The 26,563-nt window shown below is 63.6% G+C and carries 24 protein-coding genes; 13 read left to right on the forward strand and 11 right to left on the reverse strand.

Translation table 11 applies throughout. The features are described 5' to 3' along the window. The first annotated feature begins 1 nt into the window (after position 1). The 5 genes from BRD58_RS10310 to BRD58_RS10330 all read left to right on the forward strand — a co-directional run bounded on the left by BRD58_RS10310 (position 2) and on the right by BRD58_RS10330 (position 7,425). Positions 2 to 1,180 (forward strand): MFS transporter, encoded by a 1,179-nt coding sequence (locus BRD58_RS10310; protein ID WP_015461619.1) that lies wholly within the window; start codon positions 2 to 4, stop codon positions 1,178 to 1,180. Then, the gene (locus BRD58_RS10315; protein ID WP_073382762.1) at positions 1,155 to 2,897 is read left to right on the forward strand and encodes an IucA/IucC family protein; all 1,743 of its coding nucleotides are present in this window, start codon (positions 1,155 to 1,157) and stop codon (positions 2,895 to 2,897) included. Before BRD58_RS10310 ends, BRD58_RS10315 begins: the two co-directional genes overlap by 26 nt. Further along, positions 2,894 to 4,066, forward strand: coding sequence for a type III PLP-dependent enzyme (locus BRD58_RS10320; protein WP_073382767.1), 1,173 nt, complete (start codon positions 2,894 to 2,896; stop codon positions 4,064 to 4,066). Before BRD58_RS10315 ends, BRD58_RS10320 begins: the two co-directional genes overlap by 4 nt. A 50-nt stretch (positions 4,067 to 4,116) precedes the next feature. Then, positions 4,117 to 5,244 (forward strand): ABC transporter substrate-binding protein, encoded by a 1,128-nt coding sequence (locus BRD58_RS10325; RefSeq protein ID WP_078057739.1) that lies wholly within the window; start codon positions 4,117 to 4,119, stop codon positions 5,242 to 5,244. Between the two features lie 99 nt (positions 5,245 to 5,343). Then, positions 5,344 to 7,425, forward strand: coding sequence for a TonB-dependent receptor family protein (locus tag BRD58_RS10330; RefSeq protein ID WP_012848811.1), 2,082 nt, complete (start codon positions 5,344 to 5,346; stop codon positions 7,423 to 7,425). Between the two features lie 103 nt (positions 7,426 to 7,528). Here the strand turns inward: BRD58_RS10330 and BRD58_RS10335 are convergent, their stop codons facing one another. Genes BRD58_RS10335 through rbsK form a run of 3 tightly spaced genes read right to left on the reverse strand, consistent with a single transcriptional unit; the run spans position 7,529 to position 10,818 of the window. Further along, positions 7,529 to 8,542 (reverse strand): aldose 1-epimerase family protein, encoded by a 1,014-nt coding sequence (locus BRD58_RS10335; protein ID WP_012848813.1) that lies wholly within the window; start codon positions 8,540 to 8,542, stop codon positions 7,529 to 7,531. Then, positions 8,539 to 9,870 carry an L-fucose:H+ symporter permease gene (gene fucP / locus BRD58_RS10340; protein ID WP_073382776.1) on the reverse strand — a complete coding sequence of 444 codons (1,332 nt, stop codon included), beginning with the start codon at positions 9,868 to 9,870 and terminating at the stop codon, positions 8,539 to 8,541. The genes BRD58_RS10335 and fucP overlap by 4 nt, the downstream gene beginning before the upstream one ends. Before the next feature lie 27 nt (positions 9,871 to 9,897). Continuing rightward, the gene (gene rbsK, locus BRD58_RS10345; protein WP_012848815.1) at positions 9,898 to 10,818 is read right to left on the reverse strand and encodes a ribokinase; all 921 of its coding nucleotides are present in this window, start codon (positions 10,816 to 10,818) and stop codon (positions 9,898 to 9,900) included. Between the two features lie 346 nt (positions 10,819 to 11,164). Between rbsK and BRD58_RS10350 the strand changes: the two genes are divergently transcribed. The 8 genes from BRD58_RS10350 (at position 11,165) to BRD58_RS10385 (ending at position 20,419) form a co-directional block, all read left to right on the forward strand. Then, on the forward strand, positions 11,165 to 11,968 hold the full coding sequence (locus tag BRD58_RS10350; protein ID WP_073382781.1) for a DeoR family transcriptional regulator: 804 nt from the start codon (positions 11,165 to 11,167) through the stop codon (positions 11,966 to 11,968). A gap of 232 nt (positions 11,969 to 12,200) precedes the next feature. Next, positions 12,201 to 12,650, forward strand: a complete 450-nt coding sequence (locus BRD58_RS10355) for an SgcJ/EcaC family oxidoreductase (RefSeq protein WP_012848817.1) — start codon at positions 12,201 to 12,203, stop codon at positions 12,648 to 12,650. Positions 12,651 to 13,448: 798 nt separating this feature from the next. Next, positions 13,449 to 13,952: a LeuD/DmdB family oxidoreductase small subunit gene (locus BRD58_RS10360; protein ID WP_012848819.1), complete on the forward strand. Its 504-nt coding sequence runs from the start codon at positions 13,449 to 13,451 to the stop codon at positions 13,950 to 13,952. After that, complete coding sequence (locus tag BRD58_RS10365) at positions 13,942 to 15,117, forward strand: 2-methylaconitate cis-trans isomerase PrpF family protein (protein ID WP_073382786.1); 1,176 nt, start codon at positions 13,942 to 13,944, stop codon at positions 15,115 to 15,117. Before BRD58_RS10360 ends, BRD58_RS10365 begins: the two co-directional genes overlap by 11 nt. A gap of 88 nt (positions 15,118 to 15,205) precedes the next feature. Beyond that, the gene (locus tag BRD58_RS10370; protein WP_073382790.1) at positions 15,206 to 17,152 is read left to right on the forward strand and encodes a sigma 54-interacting transcriptional regulator; all 1,947 of its coding nucleotides are present in this window, start codon (positions 15,206 to 15,208) and stop codon (positions 17,150 to 17,152) included. Between the two features lie 177 nt (positions 17,153 to 17,329). Beyond that, a complete protein-coding gene (locus tag BRD58_RS10375; RefSeq protein ID WP_015461630.1) occupies positions 17,330 to 18,631 on the forward strand; it encodes an SLC13 family permease in 1,302 nt (433 codons plus the stop codon). Positions 18,632 to 18,970: 339 nt separating this feature from the next. Beyond that, on the forward strand, positions 18,971 to 19,888 hold the full coding sequence (locus BRD58_RS10380; protein WP_073382795.1) for an ATP-grasp fold amidoligase family protein: 918 nt from the start codon (positions 18,971 to 18,973) through the stop codon (positions 19,886 to 19,888). 126 nt (positions 19,889 to 20,014) lie between these two features. Further along, positions 20,015 to 20,419 (forward strand): PPC domain-containing protein, encoded by a 405-nt coding sequence (locus BRD58_RS10385; protein WP_073382800.1) that lies wholly within the window; start codon positions 20,015 to 20,017, stop codon positions 20,417 to 20,419. Between the two features lie 50 nt (positions 20,420 to 20,469). On the opposite strand, the gene cobU is transcribed toward BRD58_RS10385, so the two are convergent. Genes cobU through cbiK form a run of 8 tightly spaced genes read right to left on the reverse strand, consistent with a single transcriptional unit; the run spans position 20,470 to position 26,555 of the window. Next, positions 20,470 to 21,021, reverse strand: coding sequence for a bifunctional adenosylcobinamide kinase/adenosylcobinamide-phosphate guanylyltransferase (cobU, locus tag BRD58_RS10390; protein ID WP_012848825.1), 552 nt, complete (start codon positions 21,019 to 21,021; stop codon positions 20,470 to 20,472). Beyond that, a complete protein-coding gene (locus BRD58_RS10395) occupies positions 21,018 to 22,547 on the reverse strand; it encodes a cobyric acid synthase (RefSeq protein ID WP_034168633.1) in 1,530 nt (509 codons plus the stop codon). The genes cobU and BRD58_RS10395 overlap by 4 nt, the downstream gene beginning before the upstream one ends. Beyond that, on the reverse strand, positions 22,544 to 23,359 hold the full coding sequence (locus BRD58_RS10400) for an energy-coupling factor ABC transporter ATP-binding protein (RefSeq protein ID WP_015461633.1): 816 nt from the start codon (positions 23,357 to 23,359) through the stop codon (positions 22,544 to 22,546). The genes BRD58_RS10395 and BRD58_RS10400 overlap by 4 nt, the downstream gene beginning before the upstream one ends. Positions 23,360 to 23,369: 10 nt before the next feature. Next, a complete protein-coding gene (locus BRD58_RS10405; RefSeq protein ID WP_012848827.1) occupies positions 23,370 to 24,047 on the reverse strand; it encodes an energy-coupling factor ABC transporter transmembrane protein in 678 nt (225 codons plus the stop codon). Continuing rightward, positions 24,034 to 24,315 (reverse strand): energy-coupling factor ABC transporter substrate-binding protein, encoded by a 282-nt coding sequence (locus tag BRD58_RS10410; protein WP_015461634.1) that lies wholly within the window; start codon positions 24,313 to 24,315, stop codon positions 24,034 to 24,036. Before BRD58_RS10410 ends, BRD58_RS10405 begins: the two co-directional genes overlap by 14 nt. 10 nt (positions 24,316 to 24,325) lie before the next feature. After that, a complete protein-coding gene (gene cbiM, locus BRD58_RS10415) occupies positions 24,326 to 25,054 on the reverse strand; it encodes a cobalt ECF transporter S component CbiM (protein WP_012848829.1) in 729 nt (242 codons plus the stop codon). Continuing rightward, positions 25,051 to 25,764, reverse strand: coding sequence for a cobalt-factor II C(20)-methyltransferase (locus tag BRD58_RS10420; protein WP_012848830.1), 714 nt, complete (start codon positions 25,762 to 25,764; stop codon positions 25,051 to 25,053). Before BRD58_RS10420 ends, cbiM begins: the two co-directional genes overlap by 4 nt. After that, the gene (cbiK, locus tag BRD58_RS10425; protein WP_012848831.1) at positions 25,761 to 26,555 is read right to left on the reverse strand and encodes a sirohydrochlorin cobaltochelatase; all 795 of its coding nucleotides are present in this window, start codon (positions 26,553 to 26,555) and stop codon (positions 25,761 to 25,763) included. The genes BRD58_RS10420 and cbiK overlap by 4 nt, the downstream gene beginning before the upstream one ends. Positions 26,556 to 26,563: the final 8 nt, after the last annotated feature.

The raw sequence follows: 26,563 nt of genomic DNA on the forward strand, positions 1-26,563 counted from the left end.
TATGGCGCCGATCCTGCCCATCGTGCTGGCCTGCCACTTTTTGGCCGCCTTTACCGTCCTTGGCGTACCGCTGTTTCTGCCGACGCTGCTGCGCGGGTTTTCGGTGGCGCCGGACAGCCCCTGGATCGGCCTGATCGCGACGCTGCCGACGGTCCTGATGGCCCTGAGCACCCCCTACTGGGGGCGCTTCGCCGACCGCTACGGCCGCCGCCGCTCGCTGCAGCGGGCGCTGCTGGGGCTGGCGCTGGCCTTTGCCTGGGCAGGCGTCGCCCCCTCACTGCCCTGGCTGATCGCAGCCTTGGCGCTGCAGGGGCTGGCCGGCGGCACGCTGGCGGCCGCCAACGGCTATCTTTACCGCGCCTGCCCGGGCGAGAGGCTGGCCCATGCGCTCAACTGGACCCAGTTCTCCGCCCGTCTGGCGCTGCTGACGGCCCCGCCGCTGATCGGCGCGGCGCTGGAGTTCGCGCCGCTGCAGGCGCAGCGTCTGTGGCTCTGGCTGGCCCTGCTGCCGCTGCTCGCGCTGCTGCTCACACGCTGGCTGCCGGACGATCGCGGCCCGGCCTGGGAAAACGGCGAGGATCGCCCCCAGCGCGGCGCGGCGGCGTCAACGGCGGCGCCGGCGGGCTATACGCTGCTCAGGGTGCAGCAGATCCTGTTCAGCTTCGCCATGGTCGTCACCTTTCCCTACTTTTTGCCCTACGCCCAGCCGTGGGTCGCCGGTTCGGCGATGGTCGGGGCGCTCTACAGCTGGCCCCACCTGCTCTATTTGCTGCTGCTGCCGCCGCTGCACCGCACGGCCGCGTCCCGTCATCATCTCCCGCTGGGGCTGGCGCTGCTGGCGATCGCCGCCCTGTGGCAATACGCCCTCTCGGGCGCGGCGGCGCTGCTGGCCGCCAGAACCCTGTTCGGCGTGGGCATTCTGCTGGCCTACGCCGGGCTTAACCGACGCATCGCCGAACGCCTTCGCGCCCATGACGCCGCCTACCGCCTGGCGCAGCTGGATGCCGCCGGCAAATGGGCCGGCGTCGGCGCCGGCCTGTGCGCCGCGCTGCTGAGCGCGCAGGCTTCGCCGTCGGCCCCCTTTATCGCGTCTGCCGTCGCGGCGCTTGCCGCACTGGCACTCTGTCTCGTTTTTCCCTTTAAGGAGCCCTGCCATGACCACCGATGCCCTGACGCCTAATCCCGAGGTCACCGCCGTCGCCTGTCACGCGACCTTTACCGCGCTGCTGAATTGCTATATTCGCGAGTTTGCTCTGGCGGATGACGGCGTGCGTCTCTGCCCCCACGGCGATATTCCCCAGGCGCTGACCCGCGCGCAGGTGGCGGGCGAGCCCCTGCGCCTGACGCTGCCCGCCAGCGACTGTCTGTTGGCTATCCAGGCGCGGCGTTGGAGCCTGCTGGGGCGCGGCGACTTCGACACTGTCCCCTTTGTCAAATCCTTTGGCCGCTCCTGGCGCCCGCTCTCGCCGGCGCAGGCCATCGACCTGCTGCTGTCGGAGATGGCCGCGCGCCTGGAGGTGGCGCACAACGAGGCGCTGGCAGCGCAAATCGCCAACAGCAGCGCCGTGACGGCGGCGTTTCTCGCCCATGCGTTTCGCCCGGGCGCGGACTTTATCGGCAGCGAGCAGGGGCTGATCTGGGGACATCCGCTCCACCCCAGCCCGAAAAGCCGCAGTGGGGTCGACCCCCGGGCGCTGCTGGCCTGCTCTCCCGAGGTCGGCGCCCGCTTTCCGCTGTTCTGGTTTCGCATCGATCCGCGTCTGCTCAGCCAGCGGGGCATCGATGATATCGGCGGCGTACTGAGCGAGCTGGGCGGCGAGCCCCACCTGTACCCCTGTCATCCCTGGGAGACGGCGCACATCATGCGCTCCCCGCTTTATCTGCGCGCCGCGCGTCAGGGGCTGATTACCCCGCTGGGGCCGCGCGGGGCGGCGCTGGCGCCGACCTCCTCGGTGCGCACGCTGTACCACCCCGCGCTGCCGTGGTTCCTCAAGTGCTCTATCCACGTGCGGCTGACCAACTGCATCCGCAAAAACGCCTGGTATGAGCTAGAGAGCGCGGTCACCCTGAGCGCCCTGCTCAATGAAGACTTTCGTCAGCTGGAGCACGCCGTTCCCGGCCTGACCATTCTGCGCGAGCCCAACGCCACCACGCTGGACTTTAGCCCCCTCGCCCGGGCGGATGAGCAGGAGGCGGTGCGCCATCTGCAGGAGTGCTTTGGCATACTGTATCGCCAGGCCCTGCCGCTCAGCGTCCGCGAGGATGGACAGACCGCGCTGGCGGGGACGCTGTTCGGCCTCGATCGCGACGGCGCCAGCCCGCTGCAGCGCCTGATTCGCGAGCTGGCGGCCACCCGCGCGCTCGACTACCGAGAGACCGCGCTGCTGTGGCTGGATCACTACCTGACGCTGCTGCTGCCCAGCGTCCTCACGGCCTTCTTCGATCGCGGGATCGTCTTTGAACCCCATCTGCAGAATGTGCTTATCGGGCTACAGGATCATCTGCCCTGCCGCCTGTGGCTGCGCGATCTGGAGGGAACCAAGCTCGACAGCGCCCGCTGGGACGCCGCCCGCCTGGCCACCCTCTCCGACGCGGCGCGGCGCTCGATCAGCTACACCCGCCACCAGGGCTGGCAGCGCACCGCCTACTGCCTGTTCGTCAACCATCTCGCCGAGGCCCTGTTCCGCCTGGCCGACGGCGATCGCACGCTGGAGCAGCGGCTATGGGATCGGCTGGCGCACCACCTGCAGCGCTGGCATCACCAGCCGGAGATCGCCGCCCTGCTAGAGGGCGCGCCGCTGCCCAGCAAAAACAACCTGCGGACGCGCCTGCTGCAGCGCCGCGATCGCCACGCCGACTACACCCCCTTGCCCCACCCGATGAGGAGCCGCCCATGACGCCCTTGGTAACACGTGAAATACAGCGGCTGCAGCAGCGCCATACCCCGTTTTGCGGCTACCTTTACGATCTCTCCGCCCTGCGCGAACGCATCGCGACGATGAAGCGCCTTCTGCCCGAGCACTGTGAGCTGTTTTACGCCGCGAAGGCCAACGCCGAAGCGCCGATCCTGCACACCCTGGCGCCGTGGGTCGATGGCTTTGAGGCGGCCTCCGGCGGCGAGCTGGCCTGGCTGGCGCAGCAGTCGCTGGACAGCCGGCTCCTGTTCGGCGGCCCCGGCAAGCTGACCCGCGAGCTGGAGCAGGCCTGCGATCTGCGCGTCGACGCTCTGCACGTCGAAAGCCTGGGCGAGCTGCGGCGCCTGGCGGCGCTGGCCGAACGCCGGCGCCAGACGCTGCCCCTGCTGCTGCGCATGAACATTCCGCTGCCCGGCGGCGCGGAGACGCCGCTGATGATGGGCGGCAAGCCGACCCCCTTCGGCCTGGACCCCGCCGATCTGGCGCCGGCGCTGCGGCTCATCGGCGACGCCCGCTGGCTGCGGCTGCGCGGCTTTCACTTTCACCTGCTCTCCCACCAGCTCAGCGTGGACAGCCACCTGGCGCTGATCCAGCACTGCCTGACCCAGGTCCAGCGCTGGTGCCAGCAGTTTCACCTGCAGATAGAGATGGTCAATCTCGGCGGTGGCTTCGGCATTAACTACCGCGATCCCGCCCGCCACTTCGACTGGGCCGACTTTTGCCAGCGGCTGCCCGCCGTTCGCCGCGCCTGTCGGGCCGACCCCTGGCTGCTGCGCTTTGAGTGCGGGCGCTACATCAGCGCCCCCTGCGGCTATTACGTCATGGAGGTGCTGGACATCAAGCGCAATCTGGGCGAGTGGTTCGCCATCGGCCACGGCGGCACCCATCACTTTCGCACCCCGGCGGCGCAGGGCCATGACCATCCGTTCCAGGTGGTGCGCCGCGACACGCCGCCGGAGATCCGCGATCGGCGCGTCACGCTGGTCGGCCAACTGTGCACCCCCAAGGATGTCCTGGCGCGCCGCCAGCCTATCGCCGCGCTGGCGACGGGCGACTGGCTGGTCTTTCCGCTGGCGGGGGCCTACGCCTGGAACATCTCTCATCGCCACTTTCTGATGCACGCCGAGCCGCACACCGTTTGGCTCGAGTGATGCGAACGGCTCGGCGTCGAGCCCCATTCACCCCTTGAATGAGATCCATTATGAAGCTTATGTTCCTCTCCCTCGCGTTGATGCTGTGCGTCGCCGCGCCGCTGCGCGCCGCCCCCCTGACGCTGACCGATCTGGCGGGGCGTCAGGTCACCCTCAACGCCCCTGCGCAGCGGATCGTGCTGGGCGATAGCCGTCTGCTGCTGGCGCTCAGCCTGCTGCACCCCGGCGATCCGCTGCGCGGCATCGTCGCCTGGGATGACTCCCTGCGGCGACGCGCGCCGGACATGGCGCGCCGCTACGCTCAGGCCTACCCGCGCCTGACGCAGATCCCCGTCTTCGCCAACCCCTACCGCAGCGACCTCAGCGTGGAATTTTTGCTGCCGCTGCGCCCCGATCTGGCGATCTTCGATCTCGGTCTGCTACCGCGCCTGCGGGAGAGCGGCACCCTGGCGCTGCTGGAAAAAAGCGGCGTCGCCACCCTGTTTATCGACTTCCGCCGCCAACCGCTGCACAACACCGTCCCCTCCCTACGTCTGCTGGGACAGGCGCTGGGCGAATCCGCCAACGCCGAACGCTTTATCGCCCGCTATCAGCAGCTGCAGCAGCGCGTACAGCGGCGGGTGGCCACGATTCCGGACGCCGAGCGCCCCGGCGTGGTGTTCGAAAACCACGCCGGCATGACCGGCGATAGCTGCTGCGCCGTCTTTGGTCGCAGCGGCTTCGGTCAGTTTATCGAGGCCGCCGGCGGGCGCAATCTGCTGGCCGACCGCGTCCCCGACGGCGGCGGCGACGTCAATCTGGAGCAACTGATCGCCGTCCGCCCCGCGCGCTATCTGCTCAGCGGCGCCGACTGGAGCCAGCGCGGCGGCCTCTCCCTGGCGGTGCCCCTGGGCTACCAGGCGACCGAGGCCAGCACCCGACCGCGCCTGCAGCGCCTGCTGACGCGCCGCGGCTTCGCGACCCTGCCGGCCATCCGCGACGGCCAGGTCATGGCTATCTATCACCAGTTCTACGACAGCCCGTTCAACGTCATCGCGCTGGAGGCCATCGCCGAGTTTCTGCACCCGGCGCGCTTTGCCGACGTCGATCCGCGCGCGGATCTGCAAACCCTATACCGGCAGTACGCCGGCGTGGAGGAGCATGGCCTGTTTTTCCTGCGGGCCGACGCGACGCCGTAACCACCGTCCGAGCGGTGCGCAGCCTGTCCCGCGCGCGTTTGGACGTCATGACACACAACGGCACCCACCTTTTATCACCAGACTCAATAAGGGATCATAATGAAAACAGCCTGCCTCTCTCTCAGCCCCATCGCCGCGGCCCTGTTGCTCTCCGGAGCCGGTTTTGCCCATGCGGAGGAGCGCGTCGTCGTCAGCGGCAACCTGCTGGGCGACGCCCGGGCCGACGCGGTAAAAACCTACCCCGGCAGCCGTAGCGTCATCAGCAACCAGCAGCTGACCCAGGATGCCAACCGCTCTATCGATGACGCCCTGCAGCGCGTTCCCAACGTAAAGGTACAGGATGAAACCGGCACCGGGATACTGGCGCAGGTCGCCGTGCGCGGTCTGCAGGACAGCCGCAGCGGCTACGTGCAGATGCTGCTCGACGGCATACCGCTGGCGCTGGCGCCCTACGGCCAGACCGGCCTTTCCCTCTTTCCGGTCACCTTTCAGACCCTCGACAGGATCGACGTGGTGCGCGGCGGCGCGGCGGTGCAGTATGGCCCCAACAACGTGGGCGGGGTGATTAACCTCATCAGTAAGCCGATTCCCTATCGCTGGCAAAACCGGATATCGCAGCGCACCACGCTGGCCGGTCACGGGCGTAATCTGTCCGACACCTATATCAGCAGCGGCGGCATGCTGAATGCGCAGTTCGGCCTGCAGCTCGAAGGCAATCTGGTCAACGGCAGCGCGTTTCGTGAGCACAGTCGGCAACGGGTGCAAAACTACCGGATCAAAGGGCTGTGGAATATCAACGACGACAGCAGCCTGAATCTGACCTATCAATACTATGATGCCGACGCCCAGCTCCCCGGCGCGCTCTCCGCCGCCGACTATCAGCAGGATCGCACCCAGAGCACCCGGCTGCAGGACGGCTATCAGGGGCGCACCCAGCGCCTGAGCGCGGTCTACAACACCCTGCTGGACAGGGTTGGCCCCTTCGACACCGGCGAGCTCAACTGGACGCTGTTCGGCCACCTGTCGCACCGCAGCTTCGACGTCGGCCTGAGCCAAGCCGCGGGGATGGTCTGGGCGCCGGATCGCCCGGCGGATATCAAGCAGAGCTCGCCGCGCGACTTTAAGGTCTGGGGCACCGAACCGCGCCTGACGCTGTATCACGCCGGGGAGTACCTCAATCAGAAGTTCACCCTGGGCGCCCGGCTGATCGATGAAAACATCGACTACCTGGTCCAACGCCGCTATTTGACCCAGGCTCGCCCGGACGAGGTGACCCGCGACTGGAAGTTCCATAACCAGGGCGTGGCCGGCTACCTCAGCGACGCCGTGATGCTGTTTGACGACAGCCTGACCATCACCCCCGGGATACGCTTCGAGCGGGTTAACGAGCGCTATCGCGATAACCGCAGCGGCCAAACGGTGGAGAACCGGGATCAGCAGTGGCTACCGGGCTTGACCCTGGGCTATCAGGCGACCCCCGCCTGGTTCCTGTATGCCAACGCGCAAAAGAGCCTGCGCGCCCCGCAGGTGACCCAAATCGTCAAAGGCGACCAGCGCGGCGCCGAGCTGGCCTGGAACTACGAGTCCGGCGTGCGCTACACCCCCTGGCCGGCGCTCAGCCTGCAGGCCGACTACTACCGCATCGACTACACGGACAGTAAAATAATCTACGACAACGCCAGCGCCAGCTTCGTCAACCTGGGGCGCGCCCGCTATCAGGGTATCGAAATGGAGGCCTTCTACTCTCCCGCCTTCCTGGAGGGGATGAGGCTGCACGCGGGCTACGCCTATCTCGACAGCGAGCAGCTGATCGGGGCCAACGCCGGACGTCAGATGCCCTACGCCTCCCGTCACCAGCTGGTGCTGGATGGCCGCTACCAGTGGCGCGACACCACCTTTGCACTCTCCGGCTACTATTACAGCGCCGCCTTCTCTGACAAGGAGAACACCCGTGCCGAAACGGCGAAGGGGGATGCAGGACGCCTGCCCTCCTACACCGTATGGAACGCGCAGGTGACCCAGGCGCTGTACCACGATCGCGACAGCCAACTCTCCGGCTATATCACGGTAAATAACCTGTTTAACAAGGACTATTATTACCGCGGGATCGATACCAGTCCATGGGGCCGCCAGCCGGCGCCGGGGCGCTCCGTCACGCTGGGCGTCGACTATACCTTCTAAATCCCACGCGGCACTCAGGGCAACGCGGCGCCCCTCCGATGAGGGGCGCCGCGGGGCGCGTAGCGATATTTCACCAGCGGCACTGGCTAGGTGGCTGGCGGGGTCAGGCGATCCCGGTGGTCAGCCAGAAGCTGCGGCTCTGCTGCGGCGCCAGCTGCAGCAGCGTGCCGCTGCGCTGCGCCGCCAGATGGCCCTCTGGACGGCAGGTCGCCGGCAGCGCAAAGGCGGCCACCTGCTGATCGCCGTTGTACAGGATCCAGCGCGTCACGTAGTTAAAGTCGCCGCTGGAGAAGCGGGTCACAAAGGTCGTCCCGTCCGGCGCCTGCATCCGAAACTCCTGCCGCTCGCCATAGCGATCCAGCCGATCGGCGAAGAAGACGATCTCCGGATCGTAGCACTGCGGCGCATCCAGACGCGTCAGCGTCGCCTCCCCCTGACGCAGGCGTTCGGTGAAGCGCTGCCACTGCGGCGTCGGTACCACGTGGGCCGGTACCGACTCGCGCAGGATCAGCGCCGCGTCCGGGATCGTCTGGCTAAACAGCGCATCGGGAACATAGGCGTAGTTCATGTGGCACATGTACTGCAGCGGCATGGGTACCGACGCCAGGTTGGTCACCCGCATCCCGATATCGAACAGCGCGCTCTCCCCGCGCAGCACCACCGTCGGCTGAGCCCGGTAGTGATGGCCGAAGCCCATCACATACTCATAGCTTCCCGTGATACTCAGGCTGTCTCCGTCCAGCTCCAGCCAAGCCTCATCCATCGGCGCACAGGGCATCTCACCGTGCAGCGGGTGGCTGTCCTCCGGCGATGGACAGCCGTTGGCCAGCAGGCCGGAGTGAAAGGCGAAACAGCCGTAGGTCTCGACCACCTGCGTCGCCGCCTTCGGCTGGCGGAACATGTTGCGCATGGTCAGATCGCGCCCATCGAAGCAGGCCTCCCAGATCATCTGCCCCATCCAGGGCAGGATCACCAGATGCCCGCGGCGGTTCTCGATCCGCAGCCCCTCTACGCCGCTGTCGTAGCGCTGCGCCGTTACGCGAAAATCATCATTGCTCAACAACGTGCGCGGCTGCGCGTCAAACAGCGACCGCCATAGCATGATTTTGCTCTTCATGATGCCTCCCCCTGCACCGCGTCGCGCGCCGGTGATCCCTGCGCCTCGCGGCTCTCACGCCAAAAATAGAGGCCGACGTAGATAAAGCAGAGCATCGAGACCAGGAAGGAGAGCTGCAGCGAATGGAACATGTCGGCCACATACCCCTGTACCGCCGGCACCACCGCCGCCCCGACAATCGCCATCACGATGACGGCGCCGGCCATCTCGGTATGTTCGTTGTCTACGGTATCCAGCGTACCGGCATAGATGGTCGCCCAGCAGGGGCCAAACAGGATGCTGACGGTAACCGCGACATACACCGCGCTGAAGCTCGGCGCCAGCGAGACATAGGCCAACAGCAGCGCGCCGATCAGCGAATAGAGCACCAGCACCCGCTGCGGGTTAAAGCGGGTCATCAGGATATTGGCAATAAACTTCCCGATGAAGAAGCAGCCGAAGCTGTAGACCATAAAGGTCGAGGCATCACGCTCGTTGATATCACCCAGCTCCAGCGCCAGACGAATGGTGAACGACCAGACGGCGACCTGCATACCGACGTACAGGAACTGCGCGACGATACCGCGGCGGAAGCGGGCGTTGGCCGCCAGATAACGCAGCGTCTCCCCTGCCGAAGGGCGCGGCCGACCGGCCGTCTGCGCCACCTTACAGGTGGGGAAGCGGGTCAGTAAGAACAGCGCCATCACCACCAGCAGCACCATGATCATGTACTTATACGGCTCCAGGGTATTCTCCAGCATGGCCAGCTTAAAGGCATGGATCTGCTCGGCACTCATGCCAGCCATCTGTTTCTCTAGGCTATCGCCCTCGGAAAACACCAGGTATTTCCCCAGCAGGATCCCCGCCGCCGCGCCGATCGGGTAAAAGGTCTGGCTGATATTCAGACGCAGCGTAGCCTGCGCCTTTGGCCCCAGCATCGAACTGTAGGTGTTCGCCGCGGTCTCCAGAAAGCTCAGCCCGATGGCGATGGCGAATATCGCCGCCAAGAACATCGTATAGGTGGCCATATGCGAGGCGGGGAAAAACAGCGAGCAGCCGGCGATATACAGCGCCAGACCCATCATAATGGCTATCTTATAGCTGCTTTTCTTAATCACCAGAGAGGCGGGGATGGCAATCAGAAAATATCCGCCATAAAAGGCGCTTTGAACTAATGCCGAGGCAAAGTTACTCAACTCGAATACGCTTTTAAATTGCGTGATCAGAATATCGTTCAATGCCGCTGCGCATCCCCAGAGTGGAAATAGACAGGATAATAAAATAAATTGAAACAGAGGTGTTCGATTCAGATAGCCATCTGGCATCTGAATGATGCTTTTATTATTCATAATGAATGCTACCTTGCTATGGTTTTATTATGCGTTCAATGCCAAAAACTCATTGAACTGTTCGATACTGGGATAGGACGATTGCGTTCCTTTCCCCGTTACGCTGAATGCGGCGAACAGTGATGCCTTCTTCATCGCCGCCTCCACATCGCCGTCCTGCACATAGTAGTGGGCAAAGCAGCCAATAAAGGCATCGCCGGCGCCGCTGGTGTCCACCGCACACACCTTGAATGCAGGCACGTGCACCTCCTGATCGCGCGTCATCCACAGCGCGCCCTTCTCTCCCATGGTGACAATGATATTATTCAGTCCCTTCTCGATCAGCGTTCTGGCTGCCGTCCGCGTATGCTCATAGGAGTCAACCGGCAGCCCGGTCAAGATCTCCAGCTCGGTTTCATTGGGGACAAAGAAATCACATTTACAGGCATAGGTCATATCCAGCTCACGCAGCGCCGGCGCCGGATTCAGCAGCACCTTAATCCCATGCTTTTTGCCAAACTCAATCGCGTGATAGACGGTTTCCAGCTGAACCTCCAGCTGTAATACGATCAGCTGGCATTTCTTTAAATCCTCCGCCGCCCGATCAATATCCTCCGGAGAGAGAAACTTATTGGCGCCCTTGATAATCAGAATGCTGTTACTGGAGTTGGCGTTAACAAAAATCGGCGCGACGCCGCTGCTGGTGCAGGGGACCTTTTCCACGTAGGTGGTATTGATCCCCCAGGACTCCAGGTTACGGATCGTATTGTCCGCAAAAATATCATCGCCGACCTTAGTCAACATCATCACGTTTGAATTGAGCTTTGCCGCCGCCACCGCCTGATTGGCGCCCTTGCCGCCGCAGCCAATTTTAAATGCCGGTGCCTCCAGCGTCTCGCCCTCCTTGGGCATCTGATTGGTATAGGTAATGAGATCAACCATATTAGAACCGATAACTGCAATATCCATGCCCTTACTCCTTAGTAACGCCAATGCAACAATGATATTGAAGTAACATTATCATGTTGCTAAAGCATCATTTGTGATTATGATCGCGATTAATCACGATGAGTCGAAGAGAATGTATACAGTGAGAGCCAGGTCAGAAAAGCGCAGCGCGGCGTGTCATGCCATCGGTCGCAGGCCGCATCGCCATATAAAAACAATAAATAACAATGTGATAAATTGACATTGCGCCGGACTAGGCTTTATTTTTTCCCTATCCGGCTGTATAGTAAGCACATATTTTATATGTTCCCAGACGCGCAAAATGTTATAGAAGAAACATTTTCATCGCCGGGAGCGGAGAAAACCCATGGAAACCAAGCAAAAAGAACGCATCCGTCGTCTGCAGGCCCTGCTGCAAAAATCCGACCGCATCCATTTAAAGGATGCCGCACGCATGCTGGAAGTTTCTGTTATGACCATCCGCCGCGATCTGAGCCCGGATAACCACCCGCAGGGGCTCCCCCTCACCCTGCTCGGCGGCTATATTGTGGCGGTCAACGCGCCGCATCCGCCGACGACCCACCCCAGGCAAAACAGCCCGCGGCATCATCAGGACGATCTGCCGATCGCAATCCTGGCCGCCGGGCTGATCGCCGACGGCGACGTGGTCTTCTTTGACAACGGGCCGGAAATGCCGCTGGTGGTCAGCCTGATCCCGGAGGATATCCGCTTCACCGGGATCTGCTGCTCACACGCCGTCTTTCTGGCCCTGCGCGACAAGCCCCAGGCCGCCGCCATCCTCTGCGGCGGCAGCTATCGACCCCAAAACGACACCTTTTACGACAACGCCAACCCCTCCATGCTCGACACGCTGAACCCGCGCAAGGTCTTTATCTCCGCCGCCGGCGTAGACGAACGCCATGGCGTCACCTGGCACGAACTGGACGATGCGGCGACCAAGCGCCGGGCCATCGCCCACGGCATCCGCAGGCTCCTGCTGGCCCGCAGCGGGCTGTTCGATGAGGTCGCGCCGGTCAATATCGCCCCGCTCTCCGCCTTTGACGTGCTGATCAGCGACTGCGCCCTTCCCGGGGAGTACCCCTCATACTGCCGGGCCGCCGGGATCCAGGTCATTACCCCGGACTCCAACGCAGAGTCTCAGCTCCAGTAGCACAGGGGCGACGTCAGGCGCTGCGCGCCCTGGCGCCGTCTCCGCCGCCCGTGCGCCAAGCGCACGCACCCCATCCCGCCCCCCAGGGTACCGCGCCGGTCTTCGCCCCCTCCCGCCGCCCCGGCCTGGCGACAATCCGACTATTGCTACAATAGACGATAGTACAATCGCTATACAGTTTACTTATGTTATTAATAACAAGGATCTCGCCCCCCTGACAAAAGGAAGCCGTATGAAAAAAATCTACCTTATCGCCGCCGTATCGGCCTGGATGGTTAACCCGGCGTTCGCCGCGACAGCGCAGTGCGTCAGCGTGACTCCGCAGCAAATCGCCGCGCTGTTTGACCAGTGGAATGCGGCGCTAAAGACGGGTGACCCGCAGAAGGTGGTCGATACCTACCAGGCCGACGCGGTTTTACTGCCCACCGTATCCAATAAAACGCGCTATACCCAGGAAGAGCGGCTGGATTACTTCAGGTACTTTCTCGCCAAGAAGCCGGTGGGCGTCATCGATAGCCGCACCATAAAAATAGACTGCAATACCGCCACCGATATTGGCACCTATACCTTTACCTTTGCGGACCGGTCGAGCGCCGCCGCCCGCTATACCTTTACCTACGCCTGGAACGGCCAGGCGTGGAAGATAGCCACCCACCATTCATCGCTGATGCCCTCTTCCTAATCCCCCCACGGTAGGATGGCGGCCAACGCGCGGGCGCCATCCCGCCCGCCTCACCGGGCAGCCGGCGTTGATGCGATGCCCCCCGCGCCTCTTCAAAAACGAAACCATAGCAACAAATTTGTTACGCTCTAGGCGGCCCTTGCCGCGGTGAAAAATAAATCATCTTATTTTTCATTTAATTAAAAAAATATCCCGTCAGGAAAAAGCTGGCACGTAATCTGCTATGGCTATGGTGACGCTGCGTTAACGCCATCGCGGGGAGAGCCATTGCAATGCGGGATCAGACTGTTAGGGATTCAGTGGTACGGGACATGGCCCGCGCCGGTCGGGCCCTTCTGCGGCATGCCGCTCGCGGATATGGCCACGCACGTCATCAAAATTGAGACGCAGGAGCACGGCGGTAACCGCCGCCGCTTCGCGTCGTTTATTCACGGAGAAAGCGCCTGACTCGCCAGGGTGCGCGATGAGCCGCGCGAGACAAAGACGCTGACGTTGACCGAAATTCGAATGTGTGGCTGGCCCGCGCAGGTTAGCCTGAGCGACGTCTGCCCACGCGACGGGCTGCAGGACTCTCACCGCCGGGATCCCGGCGCCGGAGAGGCGAACGCGTATCGATGGCCTGATGGCCAGCGGCCTGACGCGGATCGAAGCGACCGCGTTTGTGCACCCGGCGGCACTCCCGCAGAGGAAGGTGTATCGACATCGTCGCACGCTATGCGCTGGCCTCTCCGCGCTCCGTGGCCACCGCTGCCCTGACCGGCAGCATCCTTTCACCGCAACGCGTCTGTGAGGTCCCCGATGGATACGCGGCTACACGGTAATGTCTGGACGTTTGGCAACAATATCAACACCGATATCATCTCACCGCCGCAGCATATGGCGCTGAGCATCGCCGAGGCCGCCCCTTACTGCCTGGCCGCCGTCAACCCCTACTTCGCCGAACAGGTGCGCCCCGGGGATATTCTGGTGGCCGGCAATAACCTGGGCTCCGGCTCGTCGCGCGAAACCTCGCCGCTCACCCTCAAGTATCTGGGGATCCAGGCGGTGGTGGCCCGCTCCTTCGCCCGCATTTTCTACCGTAACTGCATCAATCTGGGGATCCCCGCGCTCAGCGCGCCGCGCGCCAGCGAGATCCGCCAGGGCGATGCGCTCTCCATCGATATCGCCCAGGGCATTATCCTCAATATCACCCAGCAAGAGATCTACCCCTGTACCCGCCTGCCGGATCACATCATGGCGATGATCCGCGCCGGCGGCCTCGTGAACTATCTCAGACAAACCGGAGGTCGTGATGCAAACTGAAGTGACCGCACTCCCCGTCGCTATCGTGCGCGGAGGCACCAGCAAGGGCATCTTTATCATGAAGAATGCCCTCCCCACCGATCCCACCCTGCGCGATCGGGTGATCCTCTCCGTCTTCGGCAGCCCGGATCTGCGCCAGATCGATGGGCTGGGCGGCGCCGATCCGTTGACCAGCAAGCTGGCCATCATCGCCCCCGCCAGCCGGCCCGACGCGGACGTGGATTACATCTTCGGCCAGGTCAGCCTTAGCGAGGCCTTCATCGACTACGCCGGCAACTGCGGCAATATCTCGGCGGCGGTCGGCGCCTTCGCGATCCAGAAGGGGATGATCGCCGCCGACGCGCCGTTGACCCGGGTACGTATCCATATGATGAACACCGGACGGGTCCTGATCGCCGATGTGCCGGTCGCCGACGGTATGCCGCGGGTTGAGGGCGACTGCCGTATCGACGGCGTACCGGGCAGCGGCGCCCGCATCGAGATCGACTGGGCCGACTGCGGCGGGGAGAGCACCGGGGCGCTGCTGCCCAGCGGAGCGCCCTGCGACACCCTTGAGGCCGGCGGGCGGACGTATCAGGTCTCCATCATCGACGCGGGCAACGTCACGGTGTTTATCGACGCCGAGGCGCTGGGGCTGCGCGGCACGGAGACCCCGGCCGAGATCGGCGGCGATGCGCAGCGGATGGCGCTGATCGAAGAGATCCGCGCCAAAGCGGCGCAGCGGATTGGGCTGATCGATGACTGGCGCGCGGCGGCGCAGCGGATCCCCTATGCGCCCTTTTTCAGCATTGTCAGCCCACCGCGCGCGCATGATACCTTTAACGGAAAGCACATCGCGGCGGAGCAGTGCGACATTGTCTCACGCCTGGTGTTTATGCAGGCGGTGCATAAGGCCCACCCGGTGACGGGCACCGTCGCGCTGGGCGCCGCCGCCCGCATCCCCGGCACCCTGGTATACCAACGGATGGCGCCGGCGGCGCACGCCGGCGATCGCCTGCGCATCGGCCATCCCAGCGGGGTGATCGTGATCGACTGCGCGGTCGAGCGGCTGGGGGAGACATACCGGCTGCGTAAGGCGCGGGTGACCCGCACCGCGCGGATCCTGCTGGACGGGCAATTTTACCTGCGCAACAGCCTGTTGGCTCCGACGTCCGACGGGCGATAGCGCCTCACGCCGGAGTGCGCCGCGAGGGGCCGCGCACGCGGCTCCTCTGCGCTCGCGCTCACCTGGCCGCGTTGACCAAGGAGTTTCCATGAGCGCCGAATTTCACTTTGCCTTTATTGCCCCCTACCCCCAGCTGGCGACCCTGGCACGACAGCAGGCGGCGGCGCTGGGCTGCCGCCTGACGGTGATCGACGGTGCCTTTGACGCCGTCGCCCGCCAGATCGCGCGCCTGCCGGACGACATCGCGGCGGTGATCAGCCGCGGCGGCACCGCGGAGAAAATCCGTCTGTATACGCTCAAGCCGGTGGTCTCTATCGAAACCAGCGCCCTCGACCTGCTAACGCTGCTGCTGCCGCTGCGGGGAGCGGTCACCCGGGTCGGCGTGATCAGCTACCGCCAGCCGCTGCCCGGGGTGGCGCCGATTGCCCAGGCGCTGGCGATGACGATCCGGCAGGATGTGTTCCACGGCCACGACGATATCGACGCGCTGCTGCTCAGCGATGAGATCCGCGCCCTGGATGTCGTCATCGGCGGCGTTCTGGTGGTGCGGGCGGCGCAGCGGCTCGGCGTGAGCGCGCGGCTGCTGACCGCCGACGACGACGCCATTTACCGGGCGCTGCATCAGGCGATGCTGCTGGCGCACGCGGAAGATGAGAGCCGCAATAAGGCCGCACAGCTGGACACCATGCTGGCGACCATCGCCGAGGCGCTGATCGTCACCGACGCGCAGGATCGCATCATTCAGGTTAATCCGGCGGCGCTGGCGATCCTACGCCGCGAGCTGCCGGCGGTGATCGGCCGTGAGGTCCGTACCCTGATCCCGGACTCGCGCACCCGGGATGTGCTGAAGAGCCAGCGGAGCCAGCTGGGCCAGGTGGTGGAGGTCAACGGCGATACCTTTATCGTGAACCGGGTGCCCATCGTCAGCCAGGGGCGCAGCCTCGGGGTGGTCTGTACCCTGTCGGCTTCGCGCCTGATCCGCCACGCCGAGCACCGCCTGCGCCAGCAGGAGGGGCGGCGGCAGGGGTTTGTCGCGCGCTATGACTTTGACGATATCCTCACCGCCGATCCGGCGATGCAGGATATCAAAACCCTGGCGCGTCACTACGCTGCCACGCAGGCCAACGTCTTGATTCAAGGGGAGTCTGGCACGGGCAAGGAGCTGTTTGCCCAGAGCCTGCACCGCAGCAGCGCGCGGCGCAGCCAGCCCTTTGTGGCGATTAACTGCGCGGCGATCCCGGAGAACCTGCTGGAGAGCGAGCTGTTTGGCTATGTGGACGGCGCCTTCACCGGCGCCAATCGCAGGGGCAAGGCCGGGCTGTTCGAGCTGGCGCACGGCGGCACCCTGTTTTTGGATGAGATAGGCGAGCTGCCGCTGAGCATGCAGACCAAACTGCTGCGCGCCCTGCAGGAAAAGGAGATCATGCGCATCGGCGGTAGCGAGGTGCTGCCGGTCGACGTGCGCATCATCACCGCCACCAACCAGGACCTGCGACGCCGGATCGATGAGCGGCTGTTCCGCGGCGATCTCTACTACCGGCTGAACACGCTGCATATCCTGCTGCCGCCGCTGCGTAGCCGCGACGACGATATCCGCCTGCTGGGGCGCCGCTTTCTGCACACCCTGGGGTGTCGCCTGGACGAGGAGCAGGAGGCGGCGCTGCTGACGGCGCTGTGCCGCCACCCGTTTCACGGCAACGTCCGCGAGCTACGGGCCATCATCGAGCGCTTCGCCATCCTCTACCGGGTGTTCCCCGCCCTGACCCCGACCCAGATCCTGCTGCGCTACTGCCAGCCAGACGCGGCCGACGGCGCGGCGAGCGGCGACGTCTTGACCTGTCGCATCCCGCTGCTGGATGACTTCAAGCTCATGACCGGCCATTGCCAACGCCAGATCGTGCAATATTATCTGGCGCGCAATCAGCAGAATCAGCAGAAGGCGGCGCGCCAATTAAATATCAGCAAAATGAGTATCTACCGTCACATTCACGACCCATCCTCGGAGGCGGATCGGCGCGAGGCATCCGAACCATAACAAAGTTGTGACGCTTTACGCCGCGCCTGTTACCCCCGCGAAAATAAAGTGTGACGGGGGCAGCAGCAGCGCGGCGTATCCCCTGGATATATTTGATTCATATCACAAAAAAATCCCATTTCCAGCTTGGCACACCTCTTGCTTTCCTCTCTGTCATCATTAAAAAGAGGACACACTATGCTGGATATCAATACCCTTATCATCCTGGCCATCGTCGCCTCCATCGCCCTTGGCTATTTCATCAAAATAAATATCGGTATATTCGCCATTATTTTTGCCTTTATCCTGGCCAACATGGCGGGCCTCTCCAGCGGAAAGCAGCTGGCGCTATGGCCGTTAAATCTCTTTTTCATCCTCTTCTCCATCACCTATTTTTATGGCTTTGCCATCGCCAACGGCACGCTCAACCGCGGCGCCCAGCACGCGATATACATGAGCCGCCACTTTCCCTGGCTGATGCCGGTGATCTTCTACCTGTGCGTGGTGGTGTTTTCCGGGATCGGACCGGGGCACTATGCCGCCTTCGCCTTTCTCTCGCCGCTGATCATGCTGATTGCCACCCAGATCCGCATGAGCAAGATGCTGGCGGCGGTGATCGTCTACAGCGGCGCCTGCGCCGGGGGCTTCAACCCCTTTACCCTGGGGGGACGGGTGGTCAACGGGATGCTGGAAAACCTGAACATTCCCGCCCCGCTGGCGCTGCACTATACCTACGCCATCGGGCTAAGCATGTTTTTGGCCCACACGGCGATCTTTGCCGTCAGCTACCTGCTGCTCAGGGGATACCGGATTCAGGCCGTGGAAAACATGGCGCGGCCGGCGCCGTTTACCGCCGAGCAGAAGCGCACCCTGTGGCTGGTCTGCGGCGTCTTCCTGCTGATCATCCTTCCGGCGCTGCTGTCATCGCTGCTACCGGCGTCGACGGCGCTCAAAGCGGCGGCCCGGGCGCTGAATCCCACCTTTCTCTCTTTTATCGGCATCGTCGCCAGCCTGCTGCTGAAGGTGGCCGATGAGCGCAAGGCGATGGAGAATATTCCCTGGTCGATCATTATCATGATCTGCGGCCTGGGGATGCTGATCAACCTGGCGGTCGATCGCGGCGCCGTTGACCAGATAGCCCATTGGGTTAACGACGTGCAGGGGGAGGACAGCCGCGGCTATGGCGTGGTGTATATCATGGGGGGCCTCTCCTCTGCCATGTCGCTGTTTGCCTCCAGCATGGGGGCGGTGATGCCGACCATGTTCCCCATCGCCGCCAAGATCCATACCGAACATACCGCCCTGCTGTTCTCGGTGATCGCGGCGTTCGCCACCTTTACCGGCTACTCGCCGTTCTCCAGCGGCGGGGCGTTGGTGCTGGCCGGCGTGGGGAACGATGCGGCCGAGAGTCGACGCCTGTTTGTGCAGCTCATCGTGCTACCGATCGCCATTATCATCTGCGCCGCGCTGCTGCTGATGCTGGTGCTCTCCCTGCGCTAGCCCACTCGCCGCGCGCACGGCGCGCGGTCCGCTATCGACGCCGCCGCGGCCGCCGGCGGGCTCACCCACCCCCTGGCGCCGCGCATCGTGACATTCCCCCATACGCACTATCCGCAGCCCCCGGCCAAATACGCTGGCCGGGGGTGTACCGCGATGGCTAATAACCCCAGTTATAATTCAAAATAAAAATTATTATTAACATCTATCCCGTTTACCTGGCATTGATTCTTGGCGACAAAAATTAGGTATTATTTATCCTGACAGATAAATCACACAATTACGCGCGCGCAGTAAAAATGACACCATTCGGCATTAGCTTTATTTAAGGGGAAGTCCGCCATGCAGGCTAAATGGCTATTAAAAAGGGTGGAGTATCGGCTAAAGATACTACGCACCCTGCTGCTCAGCGATAAACGATTCAAAGCCAGACGTTTCAAATATGACTTCGGCCGTGAGATTCAACTTTCGCCGCCGCAGACGTTCAATGAAAAGATCATATTCCGCATGTTGTTTGATAGAAACCAACGCTTTACCGAACTAGCGGACAAGGTCAACGCCCGGAAATTTATCGCCCAGCGGATCGGTGAGAAATATGTGGTGCCCACGCTGGGGATCTATCCTTCTTTCGATCAGATCGACCTTGACGCGCTACCGCAGCAATTCGTTATCAAGTGCTCCCACGATAGCGCCAGCGCCATCATCTGTACCGATAAGGATAAATTTGATATCGCCAGCGCGCGCGAAAAAATAAACTTTTACTTATCTCGAAATATGTATGTCACCACACGCGAGAGGCACTATAAAAATATCGTTCCGAGAATCATCTGTGAAAAATACCTGGATGTATTCGCCCACGCGGATCGCGACATTACGCCAGAGCTGTTTCGGGTACATTGCTTTGCGGGGCAGCCTCAATTTATCGAGGTGGATTTTACCGACGCCCGCGGCGAGGAGTCCGTCAATATTTATGATCCGGCGTGGCGGCGCCAGGAGGTGTGCGTAGGCTATATCGAGAGACGCTACCCCAACAACCTTGATACGCGCATCCGCAGGCCCGCCAGGCTCGATGAGATGCTGGCCCTCTCACGCCAGCTCAGCGCCGACGTCGATTACTGCCGGATGGACTGGTTCTTGGTCGGCGAGGATATTTACTTCAGCGAGTTCACCTTTACGCCCTGCGCCGGGCGGATGCGCTTCTTTCCGGCCAGCGTCGACCTGCGCTTCGGGGAGCTGTGGCAACAGCGGATTCAACCCTAAGCGCGTCGTGCGGCGCACCGCGCCCAGGGCCATCAACGCCGTGCATTGCAAGAAAAATCCGATTAAGCGCCGCGCCGAGCCTAGGCTAGAATCAGCGCATCAATCGGCACCAGGAGATAAATCAACATGAAATGGTCGGCCATCGCGTCAATCACCCTACTGCTGTCCGCGCTCAGCGCGACCGCCGTCGCCGCCGGCAGGCAGATCGACGTCGTCTTCCCCAAGGGGCATGACAGCGCACGCTACTCCGGCACCATCAAGGGGTACGACTACGACGCCTATTTCTTCCGGGCCAATAAAGATCAGCGCCTGCGCCTCACCCTGCCCAAGGAGACGGTCGCAGCGGTTTTATTCGGCCCGGGGATCGACGATGCGGTCGACTTATGGAAATACTCTCCGGCGCTGGATAGCCAGGGGCGCTATACCCTGCCCGCCAGCGGAAAGTATGAGCTGCGGATATTGCAAAGCCGCGCGGAGGCCCGGCGCAAAGAGGTGAAGCCGTATCGCTTTACGCTGCAGATAGCGCCCTAACCCCGCCCAACGCCGCCGTGCGGGCAGCGCCGGGGCGACCGCCTGCGGCCCTACTCCGCTTTAATCTGCACGCCGATCCCGGAAACCACCAGCCACACCGCCTGCGCCGCCTGCGCCAGCCGTTGGTTCGCCCGGCCGGCGATATCGACAAAGTGGCGCGCCAGTCGGTTCTCCGGGGTGATGCTCATCCCCAGCTCATTGGTCACGATGAACACCGGCGCCGCCGACTGCTGGCACGCCGCGATCAGATCGTCCACCTGACGCTGCAGCACGGCCTCAAGCGCCGGGAAATCCAGGGTCTCCGGCGAGGCGCCGCCGCTGGCCTCATAGAGCAGGTTGGCCAGCATGGTGGTGATACACTCCAGCACCACCCCCTCGCCGGGGCGCACCTGGTGGCGAATCACCTCGCCCAGATCGCGATACCCCTCCCAGGTGCGCCAGTGCGACGGGCGCTGCGCGCGGTGCTGCGCGATGCGCGCCGCCATCTCGTCATCGGTGACGCTGGCGGTCGCAATATACAGAATGCGCTCGCAGCGCTGAGCCGCCAGCCGCTCGACGTGCGCGCTCTTTCCGCTGCGCGCGCCTCCGGTCACTAAAATCATGCCTCCGCCTCCCGATGCTCGCGCATTATTTTATAAATTGCTTTAATATCAATATGCTCTCTCATTGCGCTGGCCAGAGTATCGATCTGCTGGGCTTTGTAGGCCGCATAGTCCAGCGTCCTTTGCCGCGGCGCCAGCCCCTTGCGATGACGCAGGCTGTCCACCAGGGCGTGCGTAAAGGCATCGCTGTCGAACAGTCCGTGCAGGTAGGTGCCGATCACCAGCCCATCGTCGCTGATGGCGCCATCCGCCACCCGCTCGCCGTTTCTCTCGATAAACAGCGCCGGACGGCACCCCGCCGCCCGCTGCGTTTCTCCCATGTGGATCTCGTAGCCTTTCAGCGCCACACCGGCGGCGGCGTGCAGCCACGCCGGCGGCGTCATCGTCACCTGCGCCGCGGCCAGCGCGGTGGTTTTACGCGGCGCGAAGCGGGTGACGATATGCAGCAGGCCGAGGCCGGGCTGCGTCCCCAGCCCCGACTCCACCTCGTCGATAATGGTGCTGCCCAGCATCTGGTAGCCGCCGCAAATCCCTATCAGCGGCACCCGCTGACGGTGGGCCTGCAGCAGCGCATCGGCCATGCCGCTTTCACGCAGCCAGGCCAGATCGCCCAGCGTATTTTTACTGCCCGGTAAAATCACCAGATCGGCGCCGGCCAGCGCCTGCGGATGGCTGACATAGCGCACCCGTACATCCGGCTGCGCCGCCAGGGCGTTAACGTCGGTAAAGTTCGAGATATGCGGTATCTGCACCACGGCGATATCGATATCGCGCGGCGCCGTTTGCCGGTATTTGCCCTTCTGCAGCGCGACGCCGTCCTCGTCGTCGAGATCCACCTCAAGCCACGGCATCACCCCCAGCACCGGCACCCCCGTCAGCGCTTCAATCTGTTCAATGCCGGAGTGCAGCAGCGCCACATCGCCGCGAAACTTATTGATGATCACCCCTTTCACCCGGGCCCGTTCGCCCTGGCGCAGCAGCGCCAGCGTGCCATAGATCGACGCGAAGACGCCCCCTTTGTCGATATCCGCCACCAGGATCACCGGGCAGCGCGCCATTTCGGCCATCCCCATGTTGACGATATCGCGATCGCGCAGGTTGATCTCCGCCGGACTGCCGGCCCCCTCCAGCACCAGCGCCTCATACTGCTGCGCCAGGCTCTGGTAGACCGCCAGAATGCGCTCGCGCAGACGCGGCTTGTACTGATGGTAGCTGACGGCGTCCATATCGGCCGCCACCTCCCCCATCAGCACCACCTGCGCTTTGCGATCGCTGGTCGGCTTGAGCAGCACCGGGTTCATCCGCACGTCCGGCGCAATGCCCGCCGCCTGCGCCTGAAAAATCTGGGCGCGCCCCATCTCTTTGCCATCCGGCGTAATGCCGGAGTTCAGCGCCATATTCTGTGACTTAAAGGGCGCCGTACGCAGGCCGTCCTGATAAAAAATGCGGCACAGTCCCGCCACCAGCACGCTTTTGCCTACGTCAGAGGCGGTCCCCTGCAGCATAATCGCCATCGCCTGCGTCATCGGGCCTCCTTTATCGCGTTGTGTCGCATACGTTGAAAAAACTCATCCTCACGCTTACACAGCGGCAGCCCCAGCTGCGTGTGCAGCTTCACCAGCCAAGGCTGCGTCAGCCCGGCCGCCCTCATCAGATCGGCGCGGGCGAAGACCTCGCCCGGCGCCCCCTGCGCCAGCACCTCGCCTTGGCGCAGCACGTAGACGGCATCGCTGACCTCGTAGATCAGATCGATGTCATGGCTGGAGATCACCACGTGGTTCCCCTGCGCCGCGATCCGCCGAACGATCGCGATCATCTGCGCCCGCCCGGCGGGATCGAGGCCCGCCGTCGGCTCGTCCAGCAGCAGGTATTTCGCCTGCAGCACCAGCGCCCCGGCGATGGCCACGCGCTTTTTCTGCCCATGGCTCAGGCACTGGATCGGCTGATGTCGAAACGGGTGCGCATCCACCAGCGTCAGCGCATCCTCTACGCGCCGGGCGATCTCCGCCTCTGCCACGCCCAGGTTGCGTAGGCTGAAGGCGATATCGCTGTCGATATCGGTATAAAAAAGCTGCTGATCGGGGTCCTGAAAGACCGTCGCCACCTGCTGACGCAGCGCCAGCAGACCGCGCTTACTGTAATCCAGCGGTTGGCCCTGCCACAGCACCGCCCCCTGCTGCGGCCGCAGTAGCCCGCTCAGGTTCATAAACAGCGTGGATTTGCCGCAGCCGTTGGCCCCCACCAGCCCGGTCACGGCGTGGGCGGCGAGATCCAGCGACACGCCCTTCAGTACCTGCGCCTCCTGATAGCGAAATCCGAGGTCGAGGGTAGCCAGCATGGTGCGTTCCTTAGAGGTGAAAATCACCCTGATACAGTTTGACATCCAGCGCGGTGGCCATCTGCTGATAGCGGATCAGCACCCGGCTAAACAGCAGCCCGACCAGCATCGCCAGGGAGCGGTAGCTCTGCGGCAGGCGCCGATAGCCAAAGCGCAGCGTCTGCGCGCGATGGATGGCCAGCGCCTCGTCCAGCAGAATAAAGATAAAGCGCCAGATCAGCAGGATCTGCTCGATCAGCAGCCGCGGCACCCGCCCCCGCTTAAGCAGCAGGAGCAGCTGAGGAAACGGCAGGTTCAGCACCAGCCAAAGCGTCGCCGCCAGCGCGGCGAGGCTGCGCCACAGGGTTTCATTGGCGGTGACGAGCCCGGCGGCGGCGATCCCCAGCCAGCGATCGCCCAGCGGCAGCCCCACCACCAGCGTCTGCGGGTCGCGGCTGACGCTGACCAGGATCGTCAGCACGCCGATCAGCAAAAAGCCAAACGGCAGCGCCATCCAGCGGCACCAGCGCCAGAGGCTGATGCGCAGCAGCCAGCAGGTCAGCGCGGCGGTCACCGCCAGCGTCACCCCCTGCCCCAGCGGCGGCAGGGTAAACGCCAGGATCATCAGCAGCAGCCACAGCAGAAACTTCCGCTCCGGCGCGACGTGGAGCCAGCGGCTCTGATAGCTCAGCCTATCAAGTCCGGTCATCACGGCGCTGCCTGCCCTTGGCGTATCCCAGAATGTAGAATATCACCGCCGCGCCAAGGGAGCCTTGCAGGGTAAACAGCAGGCTCTCTATCTCGCCGCTGGCGGGTTGATACAGCGGCTGGAACCAGGGCTCATAGTGCGGCGCGATCGCGAGGATCTGGCTTTCGGCCTCCCCATCCGCGCCGCCGAACTCGCCCCCGTGATCGATAAAGAAAGGCAGGATCACCAGCGCAATCACCATCGCCAGCAGTATTAACGTCTTTTTCATCGCCCTCTCCTTATGCCCTAATCAGCCGGCGTTTGGTCAACTGGTCGTAGATCATGACGGTGAGCAGCCCTTCGGCAACGGCGATCGGAACCTGCGTCAGACAGAAAATGGTCATGAACTTCACGATAGAGGCGGCGGCCCCCGCCGTCGGATCCGGGAAGGCCAGCCCCAGCTGTACCGAGGTCACAACGTAGGTCATCAAATCCGCCAGCATGGCGCACAGGAAGACCCCGACGTCGCGGCGGATCCCGGCGCGACAGGCCAGCGTCCATACCCAATAGCCGACGATAGGCCCCATCACGGCCATCGACATGCCGTTGGCGCCCAGGGTGGTTAACCCGCCGTGCGCCAGCAGCAGGGCCTGAAACAGCAGGACGATGGCCCCGAGGATGGCGACCACGCCGGGCCCAAACAGGATCACCGCCAGGCCGACGCCCGTCGGGTGTGAGCAGCTGCCGGTCACCGAGGGGATCTTCAGCGCCGAGAGGACAAAAATAAACGCGCCGCACAGCGCCAGCAGCACCTTCTGATGGCTCTCCTCCTGCACGATGCTGCGCAGGCGCACCAGGCCGTACCACAGGCAGGGCAGAAAGAGCAGCCACCACGCCAGCGCCCAGGTCGGCGGCAGAAACCCCTCCATGATGTGCATCGCAAACGCCTGCTGCGGCGCCATCAGCAGCAGCAGCGCCGCCGCCAGACCACTGAATGACAGCCGCTTGAGCTGCTGTTCGAGGTTCATCGTGATCCCCCCCACCCCTTATTGACTAAAATGGTCGAAAAATACGGCAGCGCCTGCTCGTCGTCGACCTCATTCAGGTGGCGCCAGCACCGCTCGCCGGGCAGCGTGGCGTCGGACATCATCAGCGCGCACTCCAGCAGGCCGGCCTGCGCCAGCAGCGCCTTGATGCGCGCAAACCGGCCATAGACCTTCATCAGCACCAGCGTGTCATGGCGCGAGAGCGCCTGCGCGATCTCCGCCTCCGGCGCGGTGCACGCCATCACCGCCAGCGACTGCTGCTCCATCGCCAGGGGCGTCCTGGCGCGCGCGGCGATCGCGGCAAACGAGGTCACGCCCGGAACGATCTCCAGCCAGTCGGGGCTGCCGAGACGCTGGAGTAAAAAGACCCAGGTGCTGAACAGCATGGCGTCACCGAGCGTGATAAAGCCGACCTGCTTGCCGGCCTTCACCGCCGCCTCCAGCGCCGCCGCGACCGCGTCCCAGACCGCCTCTTTCTCCGCGCCGTCGGCGCTCATGGGAAAGTGACAGCAGCGCACCTCCGTCCGCGGGCCGACATAGTCGCCAACGATGGAAAGCGCCAGGCTATCGCCGCCTTTGCGTCCCGCCGGGGCGTAGAGGATATCCAGCGAGCCGAGGATCCGCGCGGCGCGGACGGTGATCAGATCGGCGGCGCCCGGCCCCGTGCTCAGGGCGTACAGTTTGCCGCTCATGCCGCCGCCTCCATCGCGCCGCTCAGCGCCTGCTGCAGGTGCGCCACGAACATCGCCCGCACGGCCGGATTTTCGCCCAGGCCGTTCAGCCACGGCGTCGCCGGGATCCCGGCGGCGTTGAACTGCGTTCGCCAGGAGTCCGCCTCCTCTGAGGCCATGTCATTGATCGCATGATCCCCGGCCACCAGCATCAGCGGCATCAGATGCACCGCGCGAACCCCCTCCCGAGCGAGGCTCTCGATCAGAATATCGACCTGCGGATAGCTCTCTACCGCCCCCACGCAGGCCGGAAAACCCTGCGCCCGCATCATGTGATCGAGGCAGGCATAGGCCGCAAAGGCGTGGTGCGTCGCGCCGTGTCCCATAAACACCACTTTCTCCTGCGCCCCCAGCGGCGGCATCTGCTGCCGCAACGCCCGCATCAGCTGCACGTAGTCCTCATGGCTGCTCAGCAGCGGTGCCCCCAGCGTCAGGCGGGAAAACAGCGGGCGCATGCTCTGCACCTCGCGGACCACCTTCTCATACTCATCGCCGTTAATAATGTGCAGCGACTGAATCGCAACATCCTGATATCCCTGCTCCGCAAGCCGCTGCAGCGCCTGCAGCGGCGTGTCGATCGCAATGCCGTCGCGCTGCCTGAGCTTGCGGATGATCATGCCGGAGGTAAATGCCCGGAACAGATCGCGATCGGGGCAGTGGCTCGCCAGATCGCGCTCGCAGGCCGCGATATTCTTCTCACCGGTCTCGCGGTAGCTGGTGCCAAAGCTGACCACCAGAAGCGCCTTTTTCATCTCATTCT

It is taken from the genome of Edwardsiella piscicida, from assembly GCF_001896205.1.
Classification (GTDB): domain Bacteria; phylum Pseudomonadota; class Gammaproteobacteria; order Enterobacterales; family Enterobacteriaceae; genus Edwardsiella; species Edwardsiella piscicida.